The following is a 20,608-nucleotide window of genomic DNA, read 5'->3' on the forward strand; positions in this document are numbered from 1 at the left end:
TCAAAAGGGAAAGATCGGCAAAGGAAAAGATTGGAGCTGACATGACACGCCTCTCGCTTTCTCTCGGCCTTGCCGCACTGGCCGCAGTCGCCTCCGCGCAAGCCGCCGAACTGCCGGCGGAGATCAAGCAGGCGGGCGCGTTGAAGCTCACGGTCAACTCGACCTACGCGCCGATGGAATATCGCGATCCCGCGACCAACGAGCTGGTCGGGCTCGATATCGATCTCGCGAACGAGCTCGCCAAGCGGCTCGGCGGCCTCAAGATCGTCTGGAGCGAGACGCCGTTCGCCGAGTTGATCCCGTCCTTGCAGACCAAGCGCGCGGATTTCATCATCTCCGGCATCTCGGACCGCGCCTCGCGGCGCGAGACCGCCGATTTCGTCGATTATCTCGCGACCGGCCCACAGTTCTTCGTGACGGCGGAGAGCGAGGCGAAGGCGGCGACCGATCTCTGCGGCAAGAAGGTCGGCACCACGCGCAGCACAAGCTTCCCGGTCGAGATCGAGAAGTGGAGCAAGCAGAATTGCGAGACGGCCGGCAAGCCGGCGATCCAGTACGTGCCGGGCGAGAACTCGATCGACGTGCGCAACCAGCTCAAGCAGGGCCGCATCGACGCCGCCGTGCAGGGCAGCGAGACGCTGCCTTATGCGCAGACACAAGAGCCAGGCAAATACCGCATTGTCGGCGAGGCCTTCGCCAAGGGCTATCAAGGCATCATGATCCGCAAGGACGATTCGGCCCTGCGCGAGGTGGTGACCGAGAAGCTCACCGCAATGATCGCCGATGGCGCCTACAAGGCCATTCTCGACAAATGGGGCCTTGGCGCGAATGCGGTCGCCCAGCCCATGCTGAACGCGGCGCCGCAATGAAGCCGGCGCCGGCACTCGCGGAGGGTTTCCCTGATCTGTCGGGGATGCGGGTCGCGCGCGAGCCGCACTGGTTTCGCTGGTTCAGCGCGGCCCTGATCGTCCTCGTTCTGGCGGCGATTGCGCGCGCCTTTGCGAACGGTCAGATCGAATGGTCCTATGTCAGCCGCTTCCTGACGGTAAAGGTCATCCTCGAAGGCATCGTCAACACCATGGTGATGGCGGTGCTGGCGATGGCGCTCGGCATCGTGCTCGGCATCGTCGTCGCGATCATGCGGCTGTCGCCCAATCCGGTGCTGAAGACGGTGGCCGCCGGCTACACCTGGCTGTTCCGCGGCACGCCGCTGATCCTGCAACTGCTGCTGTGGTTCAACCTCGCGCTGGTGTTTCCGACCATCGGCATTCCGGGCCTGTGGAGCGCGCGCGCCGTCGACGTCATGACGCCGTTTCTCGCCGCGCTGCTCGGGCTCGGCATCAACCAGGGCGCCTACACCTCCGAGGTGATGCGCGCCGGCATGCTGTCGGTCGATATCGGGCAATATGAGGCCGCGCAGGCGATCGGCATGGGACGGCTGCGCGCGTTGCGGCGGATCGTGCTGCCGCAGGCGATGCGCGTGGTGATCCCGCCGCTCGGCAACGAGTTCATCGGCATGGTGAAGGCGACCTCGCTCGCGAGCGTCATCCAGTATCCGGAATTGCTGCACAACGCCGAAAATATCTACTACGCCAATTCCCGCGTCATCGAGCTGCTGATCGTCGCCGGGCTCTGGTATCTGCTCGTGGTCTCGATCCTGACGCCGCTCCAGATGTTGCTCGAACGCCGTTTTGCACGCGGCACATTGCGGCTTGCGCGATGACAAAACCTCTCGTCGCGATCCGCTCCGTCAGCAAGAATTTTGGAGAGTTTCGGGCTCTCAAGAACGTCTCGCTCGACGTCTGGCCCGGCGAGGTGATGTGCCTGATCGGCGCTTCCGGCTCGGGCAAGACAACGCTGCTTCGCTGCATCAACCAGCTCGCCGCGATCGACAGTGGCGGCATCTGGCTCGACGGCGAGCTCCTGGGTGTGCGCGAGCAGGGCGGACGGCTTCATAGGCTTAGCGAGCGCGAGATCGGGCGGCAGCGGCTGAAAACCGGCATGGTGTTCCAGCGCTTCAATCTGTTTCCGCACAAGACCGCGCTGGAGAACATCACCGAAGGCCCGACACAGGTTCAGGGGCGCAAATCGGACGAGGTGCGCGCCGAGGCGCTCGAGCTGCTTCGTCGCGTCGGGCTTGCGGCCAAGGCCGATTCATATCCGGCGCAGCTCTCCGGCGGCCAGCAGCAGCGCGTGGCGATTGCGCGGGCGCTCGCCATGAAGCCGATGCTGATGCTGTTCGACGAGCCGACCAGCGCGCTCGATCCCGAGCTCGTCGGCGAGGTGCTTGCGGTGATGAAGGAGCTGGCGAAGAGCGGCATGACCATGATGGTGGTGACGCATGAGCTCGGCTTCGCGCGCGAGGTCGCCGACCGCGTCGTCTACATGGACCAGGGCGCGATCGTCGAGCAGGGCCGCGCCTCCGACGTGTTGGGTACGCCGCGCGAGGAGCGCACCAAGGCATTTCTTTCGGCAGTGATCTGACATAGGGGGTGTGGTGATGAAGAGGCTTTTGGCTGCGGCGGCGTTCTTGGGTGCCATGAGCGCATCGGTGATGGCGATCGAGCTGCCGGCGGAGATCGCCAAGCGCGGCAGTCTCAAGGTGGCGCTGGTGCCGAACTATCCGCCGATGGAGTTCCGCGATCCCGCCACCAATGCGCTGTCCGGATTCGACGTCGATCTCGGCGAGGCGATCGGCCGCAAGCTCGGCGTCAAGATCGAATGGACCGAGACCAGCTTTGCCGAGTTCATGCCGTCGATTTCGACGGGGCGGGTGGATGCCATCCTGTCCGGCTTCACCGACTATGCGAGCCGGCACGAGATCGCGTCCTTCGTCGATTATCTGCGTAGCGGTCCAAAATTCTTCGTACAGCAGTCCCGTGCGTCCGAGTTCAAGGACATGGCTGCGCTGTGCGGCAAGAAGGTCGGCGCCAGCCGCCGGACCATGTTTCCGGCCGAGATCGACAAGTGGAGCCAGAAGAACTGCGGCAGCAATCCGATCCAGTTCGTCGGCACCGACGGCTCGGCGGATGCGCGCACGCAGCTCAGGCAGGGCCGTATCGACGCCGCCGTGCAGGGCAACGAGACGCTGCCCTACCTGATGGACCTCGAGCCGGGCACTTATGCGCCGGTCGGCGAGCCGTTCGCTACGCAGTTCACGGGCATCGCCCTGCCGGTCAAGGAAAAGGCACTTCAGCAGGCCATTCTCGAGGCGGTCGATGCGCTGATCGCCGACGGAACGTATCGTACCCTGCTTGCCAAGTGGAAACTCAACGACAACGGATTAGAGAAGGCGACCATCAATGCTGGACAGTAAGGCACTCAAGAGCATTCCGCTCGTTCCGGCCAACACTGCGGATCTCGCGCCGGAATACCCCTGGCCCAAGCCGTACAAGTCGGCGATGTTCCTGTCGTTCGACGTGGACGCGGAGAGCGCGTGGACCAGCAAGGACGCCGTGCACGCGCAGCGGCTCATCACCATGAGCTATGGCGGCTACGAGGCCCGCGTCGGCACGCCGAAACTTCTGGAGCTGCTCGACCAGCTCGATCTCAAGGCGACCTTCTTCGTCACGGGTTGGTCGGTCGACGCGCATCCGGCGATGGCGGAGTCCATTCTCAAGGCCGGTCATGAGATCGGCCATCATGGCTATCACCATCTCTTGCCCGATCCCGGCGATCCCTGGATCGAGGAGGAGCTGGAGCGCGGCTTCGAGGCGCTGAAACGCCGGCTCGGCGTCAAGCCGACCGGCTATCGCGCGCCCTACGGCGAGTTCACCGAGGAGCTGCGCGTCGCGCTGGTGCGGCACGGCATCGTCTACTCGTCCTCGTTCCGCGACGACGTCAGGCCCTACCGCCATCGCCTCGCCGACGGCAAGCCGGGCACGATCGAGCTGCCGGTGACCGCGAGCTATGACGACTGGATGCACGGCCTGTCCGCGCGCTTCAGCCCGCGCTCGATCTTCCCCAAGGAGCATGTGCTCTCGCTCTGGAAGGACGAGCTGGACGAAGTGCGCGACTGGGGCGCGATGGTGACGACGGTGCTGCATCCGCAATGCAGCGGCCGTCCGATGCGGCTGCGCCTGCTGCGCGAGTTCCTGACCTACGCAAAGTCGTGCCCGGACGTCTGGATCACCACCGGCGAGAAGATCGCGGCCAACTTCCTGCGCCACGAGGCCGGCAACCGTTGAGCCAAGCCATGACCCGCCGCCGCATCCTCGTCATCAACCCCAACTCCTCGGCGTCGGTGACGGCGGCGATCGACGCCGCCGTTGCGCCGCTGCGGATCGCCGGCGGACCTGATATCGAGGTGGTCGGCCTTGCCGAGGGGCCGCCGGGCATCAGCTCGCAGCGCGATGCCGACAGCGTGGTCATGCCGCTGGTCAATCGCGTCGCGCACGACGATGCGGATGCCTTTGTGCTCGCCTGCTTCAGCGATCCCGGCCTGCATGCGGTGCGCGAGGCCGCCGGCGGCCGTCCAGTGTTGGGCATCGCCGAATGCGGCATCTTTCGCGCGCTGATGCTCGGCGAGCGTTTCGGCGTCATCGCGCTGTCGCCGTCGAGCATCCGCCGCCAGCAGCGCATGGTGCGGGTGATGGGCGTCGACAGCCGCTATGCCGGAAGCTGGTCGGTCGGCGCGAGCGCGGCGGAGACGGCAGGCGCCGACATCCGCGGCCGGTTGATCGACGCCGGCCGCGCGCTGGTCACGCAGTGCCGCGCCGATGTCGTGGTGATGGGCTGCGCCGGCATGGCCTCGCATCGCGCGGCGATTGCGGAGGCGATCGGCGTGCCCGTGGTCGAGCCGGCGCAGCAGGCGGTAGCCGCCGCGATCGGCGCGGTCTTGTTGAATACGTAAGGTCCGTCAGGAGCCTCTTGTAATGCCCATCTCCCGCCGCTCGCTCCTCAAGGCCGCCGCCGCCATGCCGGCGCTTTCGCTGCCGGGCATCGTCCGTGCTGAATCCCAGAGCACGCTGCGCTTCATCCCCGTGATCGACCTTGCCTTCGTCGATCCCATCTATTCGACCGCGCAGGTGTCGCGAAACCATGGCTTCATGGTCTACGACACGCTCTACGGCATGAGCTCCTCGCTCCAGGTCTCGCCGCAGATGCTGTCGGGCCATGTCATCTCCGGTGACGGGCTGCAGTGGGATCTCAGCTTGCGTGATGCCCTGTTCTGGCATGACGGCGAACGCGTGCTCGCCCGCGACTGCGTTGCGAGCATCCGCCGCTGGGCGGCGCGCGACGGCTTTGGCGGCGAGTTGATGGAGGCGACCGCCGAGCTCTCGGCCGCCGACGACCGCACTATCCGCTTTCGCCTCAAGCGTCCGTTCCCGCTGCTGCCGCAGGCGCTCGGCAAAGCCGCGATCAATGCGTGCTTCATGATGCCGGAGCGGCTGGCGAGCCAGGATCCGTTCAAGCCGCTGACCGAAGTCATCGGCAGCGGCCCGTTCCGCTATCTCGCCGACGAGCGCGTGCAGGGCGCGCGCAATGCCTACGCCAAGTTCGAGCGCTACCAGCCGCGCACCGACGGCAAGCCGGATTGGACGGCGGGACCGAAGATCGTGCATTACGACCGCGTGGTCTGGACCACGACGCCCGATGCCGGCACCGGCGTCGCTGCGCTCCAGACCGGCGAGCAGGACTGGCAGGAAACCACGCCGCACGACCTGTTGCCGGTGATCAAGGCGGCCGGCGACATCGACACGCGCATCCTCGATCCCAGAGGCTATGCCTGCATGCTGCGCCTCAATCATCTCCAGCCGCCGTTCGACAATCCCGCGATCCGCCGCGCGCTGCTGGGTGCGATCGACCAGTCCGCCTTCATGACCGCGGTCGCCGGCACCGATCCGGCCTTCCAGGTGTCGCCGATTGGCTACTTTGCGCCGGGGACGCCCATGGCGAGCGAGGTCGGTCTCGACGTGTTCCGCGGCCCGCGCGACTACGCCAAGGTGAAGGCGGATCTGAAGGCGGCCGGGTATAATGGCGAGAAGATCGTGCTGCTCGTCCCCACCAACTCGCTCGCGCAGAAGCCGCTCGGCGAGATCGCGGTCGACAGCTTGCGCAAGGCCGGCATGAACGTCGAATATGCCGGACTCGACTTCGCTGTCGTCTTGCAGCGCCAGCTCAAGAAGGACCCGATCGGGCAGGGCGGCTGGAGTGCTGCGGTCGGCAACTGGCAGGGCATCGACTGGCTCAATCCGGCCGGCAACACCAACATCCGCGGCGAGGGCAAGGTCGCCGGCTGGTATGCGAGCGAGAAGATGGGGGCGTTGCGCAGCCAGTGGCTGGCGGCCTCCCAGCTTGCCGAGCAGCAGCGCATCTGCCGCGAGATCCAGGCGGTCGCGTTCGAGGAAATTCCCTATATTCCGATCGGCCTGTACAAGCAGCCGACCGCCTATCGCAAGGCCATCACCGGCATTCTCGACGGCACGGCCGTCTTCTGGAACGTACGCCCCGCATGAGCACGATCGCAATTTTCGGCAGCTATGTGCTGTCACGGAAAAACGGCGCGCAGGATGTGCTGCGCGACCATTGGGTCCTGGTCGAAGGCAAGAGGATCGCCGCAATCACGCGCGACAAGCCGAGCGCTGATCGAACTTACGATCGCCCCGGCCGCTTCGTGCTGCCGGGCCTGTTGAACCTGCACAACCACTGCTTCTCCGAAGCGGTGGCGCGCAGCCACAGCGAGGACGGCAACGGCCGCAAGAACAACCAAAGCATCGTCTACACGGTGCTGCTGCCGCTGACCAAACGCGGCGCCGATATCCTGTCGGCGGAGGAGCGCATGGCAGTCGCCCGGCTCGGCATCCTCCAGCTCCTGAAGGGCGGCGCCACCACGGTGATGGAGCCGTTCCGCAATTCGATCCCCGAGATGTTCGACGCGGCGGAAGAGATGGGCATCCGCTTCTACGGCGCGCCATACCTCTTCTCCACCTCCGACGCCAAGGCGGGGCCGGACGGCGTCGTGCAATATTCCGGCGATGACGGCACCGCCGACATGGCGACCTGGGATGCGCTCTATCAACGCTGGAATAATCGCGGCGATGGCCGCATCAGCCTCGCGATGAGCCCGCACGCCACCGACACCTGCGGCCCCGATCTGCTCAAGGCCTGCGCGGCGCGGGCGCGCGAGCTCGGCGTTCCCGTCACGACGCATATGGCGCAGAGCCGTGCCGAGGTCGAGACCATCGGCAAGCGCTATGGCGGCCGCACGCCGGCGCAATATCTGGACTGGCTCGGCCTGCTCGCGCCCGATCTCATGGCGGCGCATTGCATGTTCAGCACCGACGACGACCTCAAGCTGATGGCCGCGCGCGGCATGACCGTGCTGAACTGTCCGCGCGTGTTCGCGCGCGCCGGCGTCACCGCGGCGTTCAGCCGGTTTGCGGAGCACGGCGTGCGCACCGTGGTCGGCACCGACGGTTACAACATGGATCTGCTCGGCGAGCTCAATGCCGCCTCGCTGATCTCCAAGATCACGTCCCAGCGCGCCGATGTCGCCAATTCGCCGGAGCTGATCGAGGCGAACACGGCCGTGGCCGCCGACGTCATCAAGCGGCCGGACCTCGGCCGGATCGAGCCGGGCGCGACCGCCGACCTCACCGTGGTCGATCTGACCCATCCGCATCTCCAGCCGTTATTCGACCCGCGCCGCGCGCTGATCGCGCTCGCCAACCGTGCCAATATCGACCAGGTCATGATCGACGGTCGCGTGCTGGTCGATGCCGGCCGCTATCTCGGCGCTGACGAGGGTGCGATTACGGCGGCGGGCACCGCCGCGATCGGCAAGATCTGGGACCTGCCGGAGGCGCAGGCCGCGTTCAACGGCTGAGCGCCGCTCTAATCGTCGAACTCCGCGAGCGACTTGCGCATGGTCTCGACCAGATCCAGCGCCACCGGCGAGGGGCTGCGCTGCGCCGGGAAGACCGCGGAGAATTCGAAGTCGATGCGCGGCAGGAAGCGGCGCACGACGACGCCGCGGGTGGAAAATTCCTGCGCGGTGAAGGGATCGCAGATGGCGACGCCAAGGCCTGACGACACCATGCCGCACATGATCTCCGACAGCGTGGTCTCGACCCTGAGCACGCGGCGGACATCGTGACGATGGAACACCTGGTCGACCAGGTGCCGGCTCGACGATCCCGCCGACAGCGAGATGAACGTCTCGCCCTCGAAATCGCGCGGCTCCAAGACTTCCTTCTCGGCAAGGCGATGGCCGGTCGGCAGCACCGCGACGCGCGCCGGCGCTGGCAGCCTTTGGCTCGGCAGGCCGGAATGCGCGATCGGCACCTCGGCAAAGCCGACGTCGCACTGATTGTTCAGCACCCAGTCGACCACGATCGGCGAGATCACGCCGAAGAAGGCAAGGTTGAGGTTCGGCCGCTCCTTCAGAAAGTGACCGGTAAGCCGCGGCAGATAGCCGTTCGACAGCGCCGGCAGTGCTGCAATTCGCAATGAGCCGGTGCGGCGGCCGCGGATTTCTTCCGCCGCTGCGGTGATGCGTTCGAGTCCGACGAAGGAGCGCTCCACTTCAGTATAGAGCGCCATCGCCGCGGCGGTCGGCACGAGGCCGGTGCCCCGCCGCTCGAACAGCTCCATCTTCAACAGCGCCTGGAGGTCGCGCAGCAGCCGGCTCACTGCCGGCTGCGTCACGGTCATCAGCGCTGCCGCCTCGGTGACGCTGCCGGTCAGCATCGTCGCCCGGAAGGCCTCCACCTGCCGCGAATTGATCCGTACCATCCGGGATTCCATTCATAACATTTAGGCATGCAGAGGGTGCCATTATTCATTGGACGATGGAAGCTCGGGTTTGCGATCTTTTTCATCAGGACTGGAGACAGCCCGCTTTTTCGGCAGATTGGAGGGGTTCAACCCTCCAGATCGCGCCAAAATCCGCCGAACAGGGGCCGGAGCCCTGATCGGGGAGGATTTGCGCGGAAGGAAATGCGGAAGGCGCTTCGGCCGGAGATTTGTCGGCACGTCACCTCATTCCGGTATGGAGATCGGACCACATGAAGACTCTTCGCCTTCTGACAGCGGTCAGCATCGCGGCGCTCGCCGCCGGCATTTCGGCCGCCTCGGCCCAGCAGAAAACGCTCTATGTCGCCGGCTATGGCGGCTCGTTCGAGAAGACCATTCGCGACGAGGTGATCCCGGCCTTCGAGAAGGAGAACGGCGTCAAGGTCGAATACGTCGCCGGCAACTCCACCGACACGCTGGCCAAGCTCCAGGCGCAGAAGGGCAACCAGCAGATCGACGTCGCCATCGTCGATGACGGCCCGATGTACCAGGCGATCCAGCTCGGCTTCTGCGGCAGGCTCGACGGCCTGCCGGCCGATCTCTACGACACCGCCCGCTTCAAGGACGATCGCGCGGTGGCGATCGGCATCGTCGCGACCGGCCTGATGTACAACACCAAGGTGTTTGCGGAGAAAGGCTGGGCGCCGCCGACCTCGTGGAACGACCTGAAGGACACGAAATACGCAAAACAGCTGGTCATCCCGCCGATCAACAACACCTACGGCCTCGAAGCGCTGGTGATGCTGTCGAAGATGAACGGCGGCGGCGAGTCCAACGTCGATTCCGGCTTCAAGATCTTCAAGGAGCAGATCAATCCGAACGTGCTCGCCTATGAGCCGTCGCCGGGCAAGATGACCGAGCTGTTCCAGTCCGGTCAGGCCGTGATCGCGGTGTGGGGCACCGGCCGCGTGCAGAGCTTCGCCAACACCGGCTTCCCCGTCGACTTCGTCTATCCGAAGGAAGGCGCAGCGACGCTGCTGACGACCGCCTGCCCGATCACGAAGCCGAACGCTTCGCCGCTCGCGGGCAGCTTCGTCAAGATGCTGCTCGATCCCAAGATCCAGCTCGTGATGCTCAAGGATTACGGCTATGGCCCGGTGCTGAAATCGCTGGTGATCCCGCCGGAGCTCGGCAAGATGGCGCCGATCGGCGAGCGCGCGGCGAAGCTCTATAATCCGGACTGGACGGTGATCAACGAGAAGCGCGAGGAGTGGACCAAGCGCTGGAATCGCGAGGTCGAACGCTGATCGTTCGCGGCGGAGACAGCGTCATGGCCTATCTCGAGCTCGATCGGGTCGCCAAGCAGTTCGGAGTGCAGGCTGTGGTCGATGACTTCAGCCTGTCGGTGGGGAAGGGGGAGTTCATCTCCTTCCTCGGCCCGTCCGGCTGCGGCAAGACCACGACCCTGCAGATGATCGCGGGCTTCCTCGATCCCACGCGCGGCGCGATCCGCCTCGAGGGCAAGGACCTGACCGCGATCCATCCGGCCAAGCGCGGCCTCGGCATCGTGTTCCAGAGCTACGCGCTGTTTCCGCACATGACCGCGGCGGAGAACGTCGCCTTCGGCCTCGAGATGCGCAAGGTGCCGCGCGCTGAAAGGGCCGAGCGCGTCCGTGCCGCGCTCGCGATGGTCGGCCTTGCCGGCTACGAGGATCGTCATCCGCGCCGCATGTCCGGCGGCCAGCAGCAGCGCGTGGCGCTGGCGCGTGCGCTGGTGATCAAGCCGAGCGTGCTGCTGCTCGACGAGCCGCTGTCGAACCTCGATGCAAAACTGCGCGAAGAGATGCAGATCGAGCTGCGCCAGATCCAGCGCACCATCGGCACCACCACGATCCTGGTCACGCACGACCAGAACGAGGCGATGTCGCTGTCCGACCGCATCGTGGTGATGAGCCAGGGCAAGATCGAGCAGATCGGCACGCCGCAGGAGACCTATGAGCGGCCGGCCTCGGCCTTCGTCTCGCAATTCCTCGGCAAGACCAACGACTTTGCGGCGACGATCGACCGGACCGCGACGCCCGCGCGCGTGGTGGCGGGCTCCTGGAGCGCGCCGGCGCCGGCGGGCCTCAGTGGCCCCGTCACCGTCAGCATTCGCCCTGAAAGAATCGGTTTTGGCGACGCCGGCCTCGGCGCAAGGATCGTCACGCGCATCTTCCAGGGCAATCACTGGCTGTTCCAGTGCGACAGCGAATGCGGCCCGGCGATCGTGATCCGCCAGAATGACGGCAAGGCGCAGCCGGCCGAAGGCGAGGCCGTTCGTCTCGCCTGGCGGCCTGAGGACATGAGCGTGCGCGGAGCTGCCGCATGAGCGCGGTCGCGGACACGGCTCCGCCGGGGGCCGCCGATGCGCGCATCGCACGCGCGCCATGGGTGCTCTCCGCGCCCGCATTGATGCTGTTCGTCGGCGTGCTGCTGATTCCGCTGGCGATGACGGTGATGCTGTCGTTCCACGATTGGGGCCAGTACAAAGGCATCGAGCCCGTCTTCATCCTGAAGAACTGGCACGAGATCGCGACCGATCCCTATTACGCCGAAATGTTCTGGCGGACGTTTCGCATCGCGATCCTGACGACGCTGCTCACCGCATTGTTGGGCGCGCCCGAGGCCTACATCCTCAACCGCATGAGCGGACGCTGGAAGAGCTTCTTCCTGCTCGTCATCCTCGGACCGCTGCTGATCTCGGTGGTGGCGCGCACGCTCGGCTGGGCGCTGCTGTTCGGCGGCAACAACGGGCTCGTCAACAAGCTCCTGATGTCGGCCGGGCTGATCCGTGCACCGATTCCCTTCATGTTCACCGAGACCGGCATGGTGATCGCACTGGCGCATGTGATGATGCCGTTCATGGTGCTGTCGGTGTGGGCCGCGCTTCAGCGGCTCGATCCGCAGATCGAGAACGCCGCGATGTCGCTTGGCGCTGGCCCGATCACCACGATTCGCCGCATCATCATGCCGCAGATCATGCCGGGCGTGCTGTCGGGCGCGATCATCGTGTTCTCGCTCTCGGCCAGCGCCTTTGCGACGCCCGCGATCATCGGCGGCCGCCGGCTCAAGGTCGCGGCGACGCTGGCCTATGACGAGTTCCTCAACACGCTGAACTGGCCGCTCGGTGCGGCGGTCGCCACGCTGCTGCTGGTTGCGCTGGTCTTGATCGTGGTCGGCAGCAACGCCCTGATCGAGCGGCGCTATGCGGAGGTGTTCCGATGAGACGGAACGGCCCGCTGGCACTGATCTTCCACACCGTCTTCGTCATCGTCATGGTGGCGCCGATCCTGGTGGTCTGCCTCGTCGCCTTCACGCCGGAAGGCTTCCTGTCGCTGCCGACCAACGGCTTCTCGCTGCGCTGGTTCAGGACCATCGCGAACTATCCCGAATTCATCCACGCCTTCTGGGTCAGCCTCGGGCTCGGCGCGCTGTCGTCCTTGGTGGCGCTGTTGTTCGCGGTGCCCGCGGCGCTCGCGATCGCGCGCTATCGTTTCCGCGGCCGTGACGCGCTCGCAGCCCTCTTCCTGTCGCCGCTGATGATCCCGCATGTCGTGCTCGGTATCGCCTTCCTGCGCTTCTTTACCTCCGCTGGCCTCGGCGGCAGCTTTGCGGCGCTGATCATCGCGCATGTCATCATCGTGTTTCCGTTCGCGCTGCGGCTGACGCTGGCGGCCGCGACCGGCATGGACCTCTCGGTCGAGATGGCAGCGGTTTCGCTCGGCGCCGGTGGCTGGACGCTGTTCCGGCGCGTGACCTTGCCGCTGATCCTGCCCGGCGTCATCAGCGGCTGGGCGCTCGCCTTCATCCAGTCCTTCGACGATCTGACCATGACCGTCTTCCTCGCGGCACCCGGCACCGAAACGTTGCCGGTGCGCATGTTCCTTTATATCCAGGACAACATCGATCCGCTGGTGACGTCGGTCTCGGCCTGCGTGATCGCGATCACCATGACCGCCCTCATTCTGCTCGACCGCTTCTACGGGCTCGACCGTGTGCTCGCCGGCAAGGGCGATACGGGACGATAGGAGAACTCATGTCAGGAGAATACGACGTCGCCGTCGTCGGCGGCGGGTTGCTCGGCTCCGCCATTGCCTGGGGCCTCGGCCGGCTCGGCAAGAAGGTTGCCGTGCTCGACGAAGGCGACATCACCAAGCGCGCCTCGCGCGCCAATTTTGCGCTGGTCTGGGTGCAGAGCAAGGGCCTGGGCATGCCGGCCTATACGGTGTGGACCGTGCAGGCGTCGCAGGCATGGGGCCGGCTTGCCTCCGAGCTGAAGCAACAGACCAGCCTCGATGTCTCGCTCCAGCAGAACGGCGGCTTTCACCTCACGCTCGGCGAGGATGAGTTCGGCCAGCGCGCCGAACTGGTCAAGCGCATGCACAACCAGGTCGGCGCCGCCGACTACAAGATGGAGATGCTGCCGGCGTCCGAGGTGAAGAAGGCGCTGCCGCTGATCGGGCCGGAAGTTTCCGGCGGCAGCTATTGTCCGCTCGACGGCCACGTCAATTCGCTGCGCACGTTCCGCGCCTTCCACACCGGCTTCAGGGCGTTCGGTATCGATTATCTTCCGGAGCAACCGGTTTCGGCGATCAGCAAGAGCGGCGGCGAATTCCGCCTGACCACGCCGAAGGGCGAGCTTCGTGCTGCCAAGGTCGTGCTTGCCGCGGGCAATGCCAACCAGACGCTGGCGCCGATGGTCGGTCTCTACGCGCCGATGGGCCCGACCCGCGGCCAGATCGTGGTGACCGAACGCACCATGCCGTTCCTGCCGCATCCGCTGACCACGATCCGCCAGACCGACGAGGGGACGGTGATGATCGGTGACAGCAAGGAGGAGGAGCTGGACGATCGCACGCTGAAGCATTCGATCAGCGCGGTGATGACGGACCGCGCGCAGCGCATGTTCCCGCATCTGTCGCGGCTCAACGTTATCAGAAGCTGGGCCGGCATCCGCGTCATGCCGCAGGACGGCTTTCCGATCTACGACCAGTCGGAGACCCATCCCGGCGCCTTCGTCGCCTGCTGCCATTCCGGCGTGACGCTCGCCTCTAACCACGCCTTCGAGATCGCGCGGATGGTCGCGCAGGGCGCGCTCGAGCCGGAGCTGGTCGGCGCGTTCTCCGCGAGCCGTTTTGGCGGCGCTGGCGCTGCCAACAACAGCGGCTACTAGAGATATCAAGGAGCCAAGAGGCATCCCATGTTTAGACGATCCGAACAGGACAAACGCCCGCAAGTGCAGATCTTCGTCGATGGCGTTGCCGTCGCGGCGCGCCAGGGCGACACCGTCTCCGCTGCGCTGCTGGCCTCCGACCAGGATGCACGGCGTTCCACCGCAGTGAGCGGCGCGCCACGTCTTCCTTACTGCATGATGGGCGTGTGCTTCGACTGCCTCGTTACCATCGACGGGGTCGGCAACCGGCAGGGCTGCCTCGTGCCCGTCGCCGAGGGCATGCAGGTCGAGATCCAGAAGGGCAAGCGGGAGATCGGAAGATGACTGTGGCTCCCAAGCGCGAAGATTACGATGTGGTGGTGATTGGCGCCGGGCCTGCCGGCCTCGCCGCCGCTGCGACATCGGCCGAGGCCGGTCTGTCCACGCTGCTGCTCGACGAGAATATCGGCCCTGGCGGCCAGGTGTTTCGCGCCATCGCTTCGACGCCGGTGACTGAGCGCAGCCAGCTCGGTGCCGACTACTGGGTCGGCGCCGACCTCGTGCAGTCGCTGCGTGCGAGCAATGCCGAAGTCATCCAGCGTGCCACGGTCTGGAGCCTCGATCGCAACCTCGATATCGCCGTTTCCGTCGGCGGCGCCTCGGCTTTCGTCAAGGCAAAGCGTGTGATCCTGGCGACCGGCGCGCTGGAGCGGCCGTTTCCGATTCCGGGCTGGACGCTGCCGGGCGTGATGACCGCCGGCGCTGCGCAGACCATGCTGAAATCATCGGCGCTGGTGCCCGATGGTCGCACGGTGATCGCGGGGCAGGGGCCGCTGCTCTGGCTGCTTGCCGCGCAGATTTTGCGGCTTGGCGGCCGCATCGACCGCATCCTCGACACCACCGAGCGCGGCAATTATTTCGCCGCGCTCCCCCATGCCTTCGCCTTCCTGACCTCGCCCTATTTCGCCAAGGGCCTGTCGATGATGCGTGAGGTGAAGGCGAAGGTGCAGGTCGTCTCCGGCGTCACCGAGCTCTCCGCGTCGGGTGATGGCCAGCTTGCGAATGTGAGCTATGTCGCCGGCGGCAAGCGCGAGACGCTTCCCGCCGATCTCCTGCTGCTGCATCAGGGCGTCGTGCCCAACGTCAATCTGGCGATGGCGGCCGGCGTCGAGCATCGCTGGGACGAGCTGCAATTGTGCTGGTCGCCGGTGCTCGATGCGAACGGTTCATCGTCGGTCGCGGGCATCGCGATCGCCGGCGACGGCGCCGGCATCGGTGGCGCCAATGCCGCCGTGGTCCGTGGCCGCATTGCGGCGCGTGCGGCGGTGGAGGCGTTGGCGCCCGCGGCTGCTGCGAAGCTCCCGGCAATGGCGACGCTCCGCGCCGATCTTGCCAAGGCCGAGCGCGGCCGCGTCTTCCTCGACACGCTGTTCCGCCCGGCGCCGCAGTTCCGCATTCCCTCAGGCGACACCATCGTCTGTCGCTGCGAAGAGGTGACGGCAAAGGACGTTCTCGACTCCGTCGCGATCGGCGCGACCGGGCCGAACCAGCTCAAGGCCTATCGCCGCACCGGCATGGGCCCGTGCCAGGGCCGGCTCTGCGGCCTCACCGTCACCGAGCTGATGGCGCAGGCGCGCGGAAAGACCCCGCAGGAGATCGGCTATTACCGGCTGCGCGCGCCGGTGAAGCCGATCACGCTCGCTGAGCTTGCCGCAGTTCCCAAGACCGAGGACGACGTCAAGGCGGTGGTGCGCGGATGACTGAAAACGTGGATGCGATCGTCGTCGGCGGCGGCATCCACGGATGCTCGACTGCGCTGCATCTGTGCCTCGCCGGCCTGAAGCCGGTGCTGATCGAGAAGGACTATGCCGGCCGGCATGCCTCGGGCGTCAATGCCGGCGGCGTGCGCCAGCTTGCGCGGCACGTCCCCGAAATCCCGCTCTCGATCCGTTCGATGGGGATCTGGGAGAAGATCGCCGACCTCCTCGACGACGATTGCAGCTTTGAGAGCCACGGCCAGGTGCTGGTCGCGGAAAACGAGGACGAGCTTGCGGTCTGCCGCGCGCGCGTCGCCGAACTCAACGCGCTCGGCTTCACCCATGAAGAGCTGATCGACGCCACCGAGCTGCGGCGGCTGGTGCCCGCGGTGGCCGACAGCTGTCCCGGCGGCGTGGTGTCGCGCCGCGACGGGGCGGCCAATCCGGCGCAAACGACGACCGCGTTCAGGCGCAAGGCCGAACAGCTCGGCGCGACCGTGCGCGAGGGCGTGGCGGCCAGCAACATCCGCTACAGCGACGGCCTCTGGTATGTCGATGTGGGCTCCGACACCTATGTCGCGCCGGTGCTGGTCAACGCTGCCGGCGCCTGGGCCGGGACAATCGCGGCTGCGCTCGGCGAGCCGGTGCCGGTCGAAACCGTGGCGCCGATGCTGATGATCACCTCGCGCGTGCCGCACTTCATCGATCCCGTCGTGATCCTGCGTGGCCGAAAGCTCTCCTTCAAGCAATTCAAGAACGGCACCGTGCTGATCGGCGGCGGGCATCTGGCAACGCCCTATCAGGACCGCAACGAGACGGTGCTGGACTGGAAGAGCCTTGCGATCAGCGCGCGCACCGTGTTCGAGCTGTTTCCGGTGATGCGTAGCGCGACGATCGTCCGTGCCTGGGCCGGCATCGAGGCCAAGATGAAGGACGACATCCCCGTGTTCGGGCCGAGTTCGCGGCACAAGGGCCTCTACCACCAGTTCGGCTTCTCGCTGCACGGCTTTCAGCTCGGCCCCGGCGCCGGCGCCGTGATGGCGGAGCTGATCGTCAACGGCGGCACCCAGACCCGCATCGGCGATCTCGGCATCGACCGCTTCCATCCTTCCACGCTCTAGCAACAAGAGGACATCATGAGCATCACCCGCAGCATCCGCACGCCCATCATGCACCGCGCCGTCGAGGCCAATGGCTTCGTCTTCCTCGGCGGCACCATTGCCGACGACACATCGGTCTCCATGGGCGATCAGACCCGCAACATCCTCGGCAAGATCGCCGGCTATCTGAAGGAGGCCGGCACCGACAAGAGCCGCGTCGTCAGAGCCTCGATCTTCGTCACCGATCTCTCCAAGAAGAAGGAGATGGACGCGGCCTGGACCGAGTTCTTCGGCGACAACCTGCCGACCCGCGCCACCGTCGGCGTCGCCGATCTCGGTGGCAGCGCGCTGATCGAAGTCGTGGTCACCGCGCTCAAGGGCTGACGGCATCTGCCGATGGGGGATGTCAGCGCGCGACGCGCTGTCGTCCCCTTTGGCTTGATCTTGCGCCTCTGCCGGACTAGTTAGAGGCATCTCAATCAGGAACTTCGCAGCCATGGATTTTACCCCGACCGCAATGCCGATCCGCCTTGCTCACGGGGAATTCCATGCCTGCTTCCATCGTCCTGTCGAACCTGTCGCTGTCTACGCCTGACGGCCGTTCTCTTTTTTCCAATGTCGATCTGACATTCGCGGCTGAGCGAGCCGGTCTCGTCGGCCGCAACGGCGTCGGGAAGACCACGCTGCTGGCGTCGATCTGCCGGGAACATGTTCCCCAGTCCGGGCGCATTCTGACCAACGGAACCGTCGGCCTGCTGCGCCAGGACGTTCAGCTGCTCGCGGGTGCCACCGTGGCCGATCTGTTCGGTGTGCGGGAAGCGCTGGCGCTGCTTGGCCGCGCGGAGCGGGGCGATACCTCCGCCGACGACATCGCCGCGATCGACTGGACCCTCGAAGCGCGGCTCGCGTCCGCGCTGGCGCGCGTCGGGTTCGATCTTGCGCCCGATACGGAGCTGTCCTGCCTGTCCGGCGGCCAGACGATGCGGGTTCGTCTTGCCGCGCTGGTGTTCGCCGAGCCGGACTTCCTGCTGCTGGATGAGCCCACCAACAATCTCGACCAGGACGGACGCAAGGCCGTGATCAATCTCCTCGCCGCCTGGCGCGGCGGCGCGATCATCGTCAGCCACGACCGGGGCCTGCTCGAAACGATGGACGCGATCGTGGAGTTGACGTCGCTCGGAGCAACGCGATACGGCGGCAATTGGAGCCGGTACCGCGAGCAGAAGGCCGTCGAGCTCGCTGCCGTCCGGCACGACCTTGCGCATGCCGAGAAGCAGCTGTCCGAGATCGACGGCAAGGCGCAGGACGCCGTGGAGAGGAAGGCGCGCAAGGATAGCGGCGGCAGGAAGAAGCGTGCCAAGGGCGACATGCCGCGCATCCTGGCCGGCGCACGCAAGGATCGCAGCGAGGACACCGGCGGAAAGACTGCGCAAGTCGCCGAGCGGCGGCGCGCGGAGGCGCTCGAGGCGGTCGACACGGCGCGCCGGCGCATCGAGATTCTCCAGCCGCTGTCCGTGAAATTGCCGCCGACAAACCTGCCGGCGGGCAGGGAGGTGGTTGGGCTCGATCGGGTCAGCGCCGGCTATCATCCGGAGCGCGCGATCCTGCGGGGTCTGTCGTTCACGATCGTCGGGCCGGAGCGCGTTGCGGTGGTCGGACCAAATGGTTCAGGCAAGACAACGCTGCTGAAACTCATTGCCGGCGAGATGTGCCCCCTTGTGGGCACCGTGAGGGTCAGGCCCGACTTCGCGCTGTTCGACCAGAAGGTCAGCCTGCTCGATCCCGCGATCTCGATCCTGGACAATTTCAGGCGTCGCAATCCAAACGCGGGCACGAATGAATGCCATGCCGCTCTCGCGCGCTTCATGTTTCGCGCCGACGCTGCCTTGCAGATCGTCGGGAGCCTGAGCGGCGGACAGCTGCTTCGTGCCGGCCTTGCTTGCGTGTTCGGCGGGACGACGCCGCCCTCACTGCTGATCCTGGACGAGCCGACCAACCATCTGGACATCGCGTCCATCGAAGCCGTCGAAGCAGGCTTGCGGGCCTATGACGGTGCGTTGCTCGTCGTCAGTCATGACGAGACGTTCTTGCAGGCGATAGGGATTACGCGGCGGCTCGATCTTGGCGGCGACCTTGCGGGCTGAAGCCGACCGTTCGGTCCTGCGGAATGATCATGCCGATCCCGGCCACCGGCGCCGCACCATCCTGGCGCGTCGCCGCTCGCAGTGATTATCAAAAGCCCGACGCCCTGCCCCCAGCGCGTCGGGCGGAAACATTGATTATCAATCGGTGATCCCAACGCCATTGTTGTGGCGCGTATCTCACCAATTATCCACTCCGGGAAACTACCGCGTCGGAATCGGGTTGCTCCTGCCGTCGATCTGTGTCGCTTACCCGCCGCCACCCGGTTCCAGCGCCTCGCCGATCTCCAGCGGATGGGCCATGGTCTCGTGCAGCGCGTCGCGGTCGAGCTCGCCTTCGGAGATGCTGATGACGACGCAGGCGACGCCATTGCCGATCAGATTGGTCAGCGCGCGGCACTCGCTCATGAACTTGTCGATGCCGACCAGGATCGCGATCGACTGGATCGGGATGTCGGGCACGATCGAGAGTGTCGCGGCGAGCGTGATGAAACCGGCGCCGGTCACGCCCGAGGCGCCCTTCGAGGTGATCATGGCGATGCCGAGGATGCCGAGCTCCTGCCAGATCGTCAGATGCGTGTTGGTCGCCTGCGCCAGAAACAGCGTCGCCAGCGTCATGTAGATGTTGGTGCCGTCGAGGTTGAAGCTGTAGCCGGTCGGGATGACGAGGCCGACCACCGAGCGGGAGGCGCCGAGATGCTCCATCTTCTGGATCATCTGCGGCAGCACGGTCTCCGACGACGACGTGCCGAGCACGATCAGCAGCTCGTCCTTGATATAGGCGATGAAACGCAGGATCGAGAAGCCGGCGAGCCTTGCGATCGCGCCCAGCACGATCAGCACGAACAGGATGCTGGTGAGGTAGAACGTGCCGATCAGGGCGGCGAGGTTGAGCAGCGAGCCGAGGCCATATGCGCCGACGGTGAAGGCCATCGCGCCGAACGCGCCGATGGGCGCGACGCGCACGATGATGCGGATGATGCCGAAGAACATCTTCGCGGCCTTGTCGATCGCCTCCGCGATCGGCTCGCCGGCCTTGCCGAGGAAAGCGATGGCGAAGCCCGACAGGATCGAGATCAGCAGCACTTGGAGTAAATCGCCGCGTGCGATGGCGCCCACATAGCTGTCGGGGATGATCGCCATCAGATGGGCGACGATGCCTTCCTCCTTGGCCTTGGTAACGTAGGTCGCGACCGATTTCGGATCGATCGTGGCGGGATCGATGTTGAAGCCGTGTCCGGGCTGGAGCACCTCGCCGACCAGGAGGCCGACCGCGAGCGCGACGGTCGAGACCGTCTCGAAATAGATCAGCGACTTCAGCCCGACCCGGCCGACGCGCTTGAGATCGCCCATCGAGGAGATGCCGTGCACCACGGTGCAGAAGATCACCGGTGCGATCATCATCTTGATCAGTGCGATGAAGCCGTCGCCGAGCGGCTTCAATTCCTTGCCGAAATCGGGATAGAAATAGCCGATGAGTACCCCGAGCGCGATCGCGATCAGCACCTGGATGTAGAGGATCTTGTACCAGGGCTGGTGCCGGCGACGGATGGCTGGCTGGATCGCGATCTGTGTCATAATGTAGATCCCGGAACGTATTGATCTTGCATGATTTGCATCATGTGATGGCCGCCGCAGAAGCAACAATCACATTTTTGTCGGATCGCACGAAGATCAATCGCT

Annotated in this window: 20 protein-coding genes; 18 read left to right on the forward strand and 2 right to left on the reverse strand. The window is 65.7% G+C overall.

Translation table 11 applies throughout. The features are described 5' to 3' along the window. Positions 1-41 precede the first annotated feature (41 nt). Genes XI08_RS42860 through XI08_RS42895 form a run of 8 tightly spaced genes read left to right on the forward strand, consistent with a single transcriptional unit; the run spans position 42 to position 7,828 of the window. Positions 42-869 carry an ABC transporter substrate-binding protein gene (locus tag XI08_RS42860; RefSeq protein WP_271579033.1) on the forward strand — a complete coding sequence of 276 codons (828 nt, stop codon included), beginning with the start codon at positions 42-44 and terminating at the stop codon, positions 867-869. Beyond that, positions 866-1,723: an amino acid ABC transporter permease gene (locus XI08_RS42865; protein WP_271579034.1), complete on the forward strand. Its 858-nt coding sequence runs from the start codon at positions 866-868 to the stop codon at positions 1,721-1,723. Before XI08_RS42860 ends, XI08_RS42865 begins: the two co-directional genes overlap by 4 nt. Further along, positions 1,720-2,484, forward strand: coding sequence for an amino acid ABC transporter ATP-binding protein (locus XI08_RS42870; RefSeq protein WP_271579035.1), 765 nt, complete (start codon positions 1,720-1,722; stop codon positions 2,482-2,484). Before XI08_RS42865 ends, XI08_RS42870 begins: the two co-directional genes overlap by 4 nt. Positions 2,485-2,500: 16 nt before the next feature. Further along, positions 2,501-3,316 (forward strand): ABC transporter substrate-binding protein, encoded by an 816-nt coding sequence (locus XI08_RS42875; RefSeq protein WP_271579036.1) that lies wholly within the window; start codon positions 2,501-2,503, stop codon positions 3,314-3,316. Continuing rightward, on the forward strand, positions 3,303-4,187 hold the full coding sequence (locus XI08_RS42880; RefSeq protein WP_271579037.1) for a polysaccharide deacetylase family protein: 885 nt from the start codon (positions 3,303-3,305) through the stop codon (positions 4,185-4,187). Before XI08_RS42875 ends, XI08_RS42880 begins: the two co-directional genes overlap by 14 nt. 8 nt (positions 4,188-4,195) lie before the next feature. After that, positions 4,196-4,852, forward strand: a complete 657-nt coding sequence (locus XI08_RS42885) for an aspartate/glutamate racemase family protein (RefSeq protein WP_271579038.1) — start codon at positions 4,196-4,198, stop codon at positions 4,850-4,852. 22 nt (positions 4,853-4,874) lie between these two features. Beyond that, positions 4,875-6,458, forward strand: coding sequence for an ABC transporter substrate-binding protein (locus XI08_RS42890; RefSeq protein WP_271579039.1), 1,584 nt, complete (start codon positions 4,875-4,877; stop codon positions 6,456-6,458). Further along, complete coding sequence (locus tag XI08_RS42895) at positions 6,455-7,828, forward strand: amidohydrolase family protein (protein WP_271579040.1); 1,374 nt, start codon at positions 6,455-6,457, stop codon at positions 7,826-7,828. The genes XI08_RS42890 and XI08_RS42895 overlap by 4 nt, the downstream gene beginning before the upstream one ends. A gap of 8 nt (positions 7,829-7,836) precedes the next feature. Here XI08_RS42895 and XI08_RS42900 read toward each other — a convergent pair whose 3' ends face one another. Further along, positions 7,837-8,736, reverse strand: coding sequence for a LysR substrate-binding domain-containing protein (locus tag XI08_RS42900; RefSeq protein ID WP_271579041.1), 900 nt, complete (start codon positions 8,734-8,736; stop codon positions 7,837-7,839). A 272-nt stretch (positions 8,737-9,008) separates the two neighbouring features. Here XI08_RS42900 and XI08_RS42905 point away from each other — a divergent pair, with 272 nt between their 5' ends. The 10 genes from XI08_RS42905 (at position 9,009) to XI08_RS42950 (ending at position 18,928) form a co-directional block, all read left to right on the forward strand. After that, positions 9,009-10,043 carry an ABC transporter substrate-binding protein gene (locus tag XI08_RS42905; protein WP_271579042.1) on the forward strand — a complete coding sequence of 345 codons (1,035 nt, stop codon included), beginning with the start codon at positions 9,009-9,011 and terminating at the stop codon, positions 10,041-10,043. 23 nt (positions 10,044-10,066) lie between these two features. Next, positions 10,067-11,104, forward strand: a complete 1,038-nt coding sequence (locus XI08_RS42910) for an ABC transporter ATP-binding protein (RefSeq protein ID WP_271579043.1) — start codon at positions 10,067-10,069, stop codon at positions 11,102-11,104. Further along, positions 11,101-12,000 carry an ABC transporter permease gene (locus XI08_RS42915; protein ID WP_011089930.1) on the forward strand — a complete coding sequence of 300 codons (900 nt, stop codon included), beginning with the start codon at positions 11,101-11,103 and terminating at the stop codon, positions 11,998-12,000. Before XI08_RS42910 ends, XI08_RS42915 begins: the two co-directional genes overlap by 4 nt. Continuing rightward, complete coding sequence (locus XI08_RS42920; protein ID WP_011089929.1) at positions 11,997-12,803, forward strand: ABC transporter permease; 807 nt, start codon at positions 11,997-11,999, stop codon at positions 12,801-12,803. Before XI08_RS42915 ends, XI08_RS42920 begins: the two co-directional genes overlap by 4 nt. An 8-nt stretch (positions 12,804-12,811) precedes the next feature. After that, the gene (locus XI08_RS42925; protein ID WP_271579044.1) at positions 12,812-13,948 is read left to right on the forward strand and encodes an NAD(P)/FAD-dependent oxidoreductase; all 1,137 of its coding nucleotides are present in this window, start codon (positions 12,812-12,814) and stop codon (positions 13,946-13,948) included. A 27-nt stretch (positions 13,949-13,975) separates the two neighbouring features. Continuing rightward, positions 13,976-14,272 carry a (2Fe-2S)-binding protein gene (locus XI08_RS42930; RefSeq protein ID WP_271579045.1) on the forward strand — a complete coding sequence of 99 codons (297 nt, stop codon included), beginning with the start codon at positions 13,976-13,978 and terminating at the stop codon, positions 14,270-14,272. After that, positions 14,269-15,687, forward strand: coding sequence for an FAD/NAD(P)-dependent oxidoreductase (locus XI08_RS42935; RefSeq protein WP_271579046.1), 1,419 nt, complete (start codon positions 14,269-14,271; stop codon positions 15,685-15,687). The genes XI08_RS42930 and XI08_RS42935 overlap by 4 nt, the downstream gene beginning before the upstream one ends. Continuing rightward, complete coding sequence (locus tag XI08_RS42940; protein WP_271579047.1) at positions 15,684-16,805, forward strand: NAD(P)/FAD-dependent oxidoreductase; 1,122 nt, start codon at positions 15,684-15,686, stop codon at positions 16,803-16,805. Before XI08_RS42935 ends, XI08_RS42940 begins: the two co-directional genes overlap by 4 nt. Positions 16,806-16,820: 15 nt before the next feature. Further along, entirely contained in the window at positions 16,821-17,168 is a 348-nt protein-coding gene (locus XI08_RS42945) for a RidA family protein (RefSeq protein WP_271579048.1), read from the forward strand. A gap of 164 nt (positions 17,169-17,332) precedes the next feature. Then, positions 17,333-18,928: an ABC-F family ATP-binding cassette domain-containing protein gene (locus XI08_RS42950; RefSeq protein ID WP_271579049.1), complete on the forward strand. Its 1,596-nt coding sequence runs from the start codon at positions 17,333-17,335 to the stop codon at positions 18,926-18,928. 246 nt (positions 18,929-19,174) lie between these two features. On the opposite strand, the gene XI08_RS42955 is transcribed toward XI08_RS42950, so the two are convergent. Further along, positions 19,175-20,503, reverse strand: a complete 1,329-nt coding sequence (locus XI08_RS42955; RefSeq protein ID WP_271579050.1) for a dicarboxylate/amino acid:cation symporter — start codon at positions 20,501-20,503, stop codon at positions 19,175-19,177. Between the last annotated feature and the right edge of the window lie 105 nt (positions 20,504-20,608).

The organism is Bradyrhizobium sp. CCBAU 11361, from assembly GCF_028128935.1.
Taxonomy (GTDB): domain Bacteria; phylum Pseudomonadota; class Alphaproteobacteria; order Rhizobiales; family Xanthobacteraceae; genus Bradyrhizobium; species Bradyrhizobium niftali.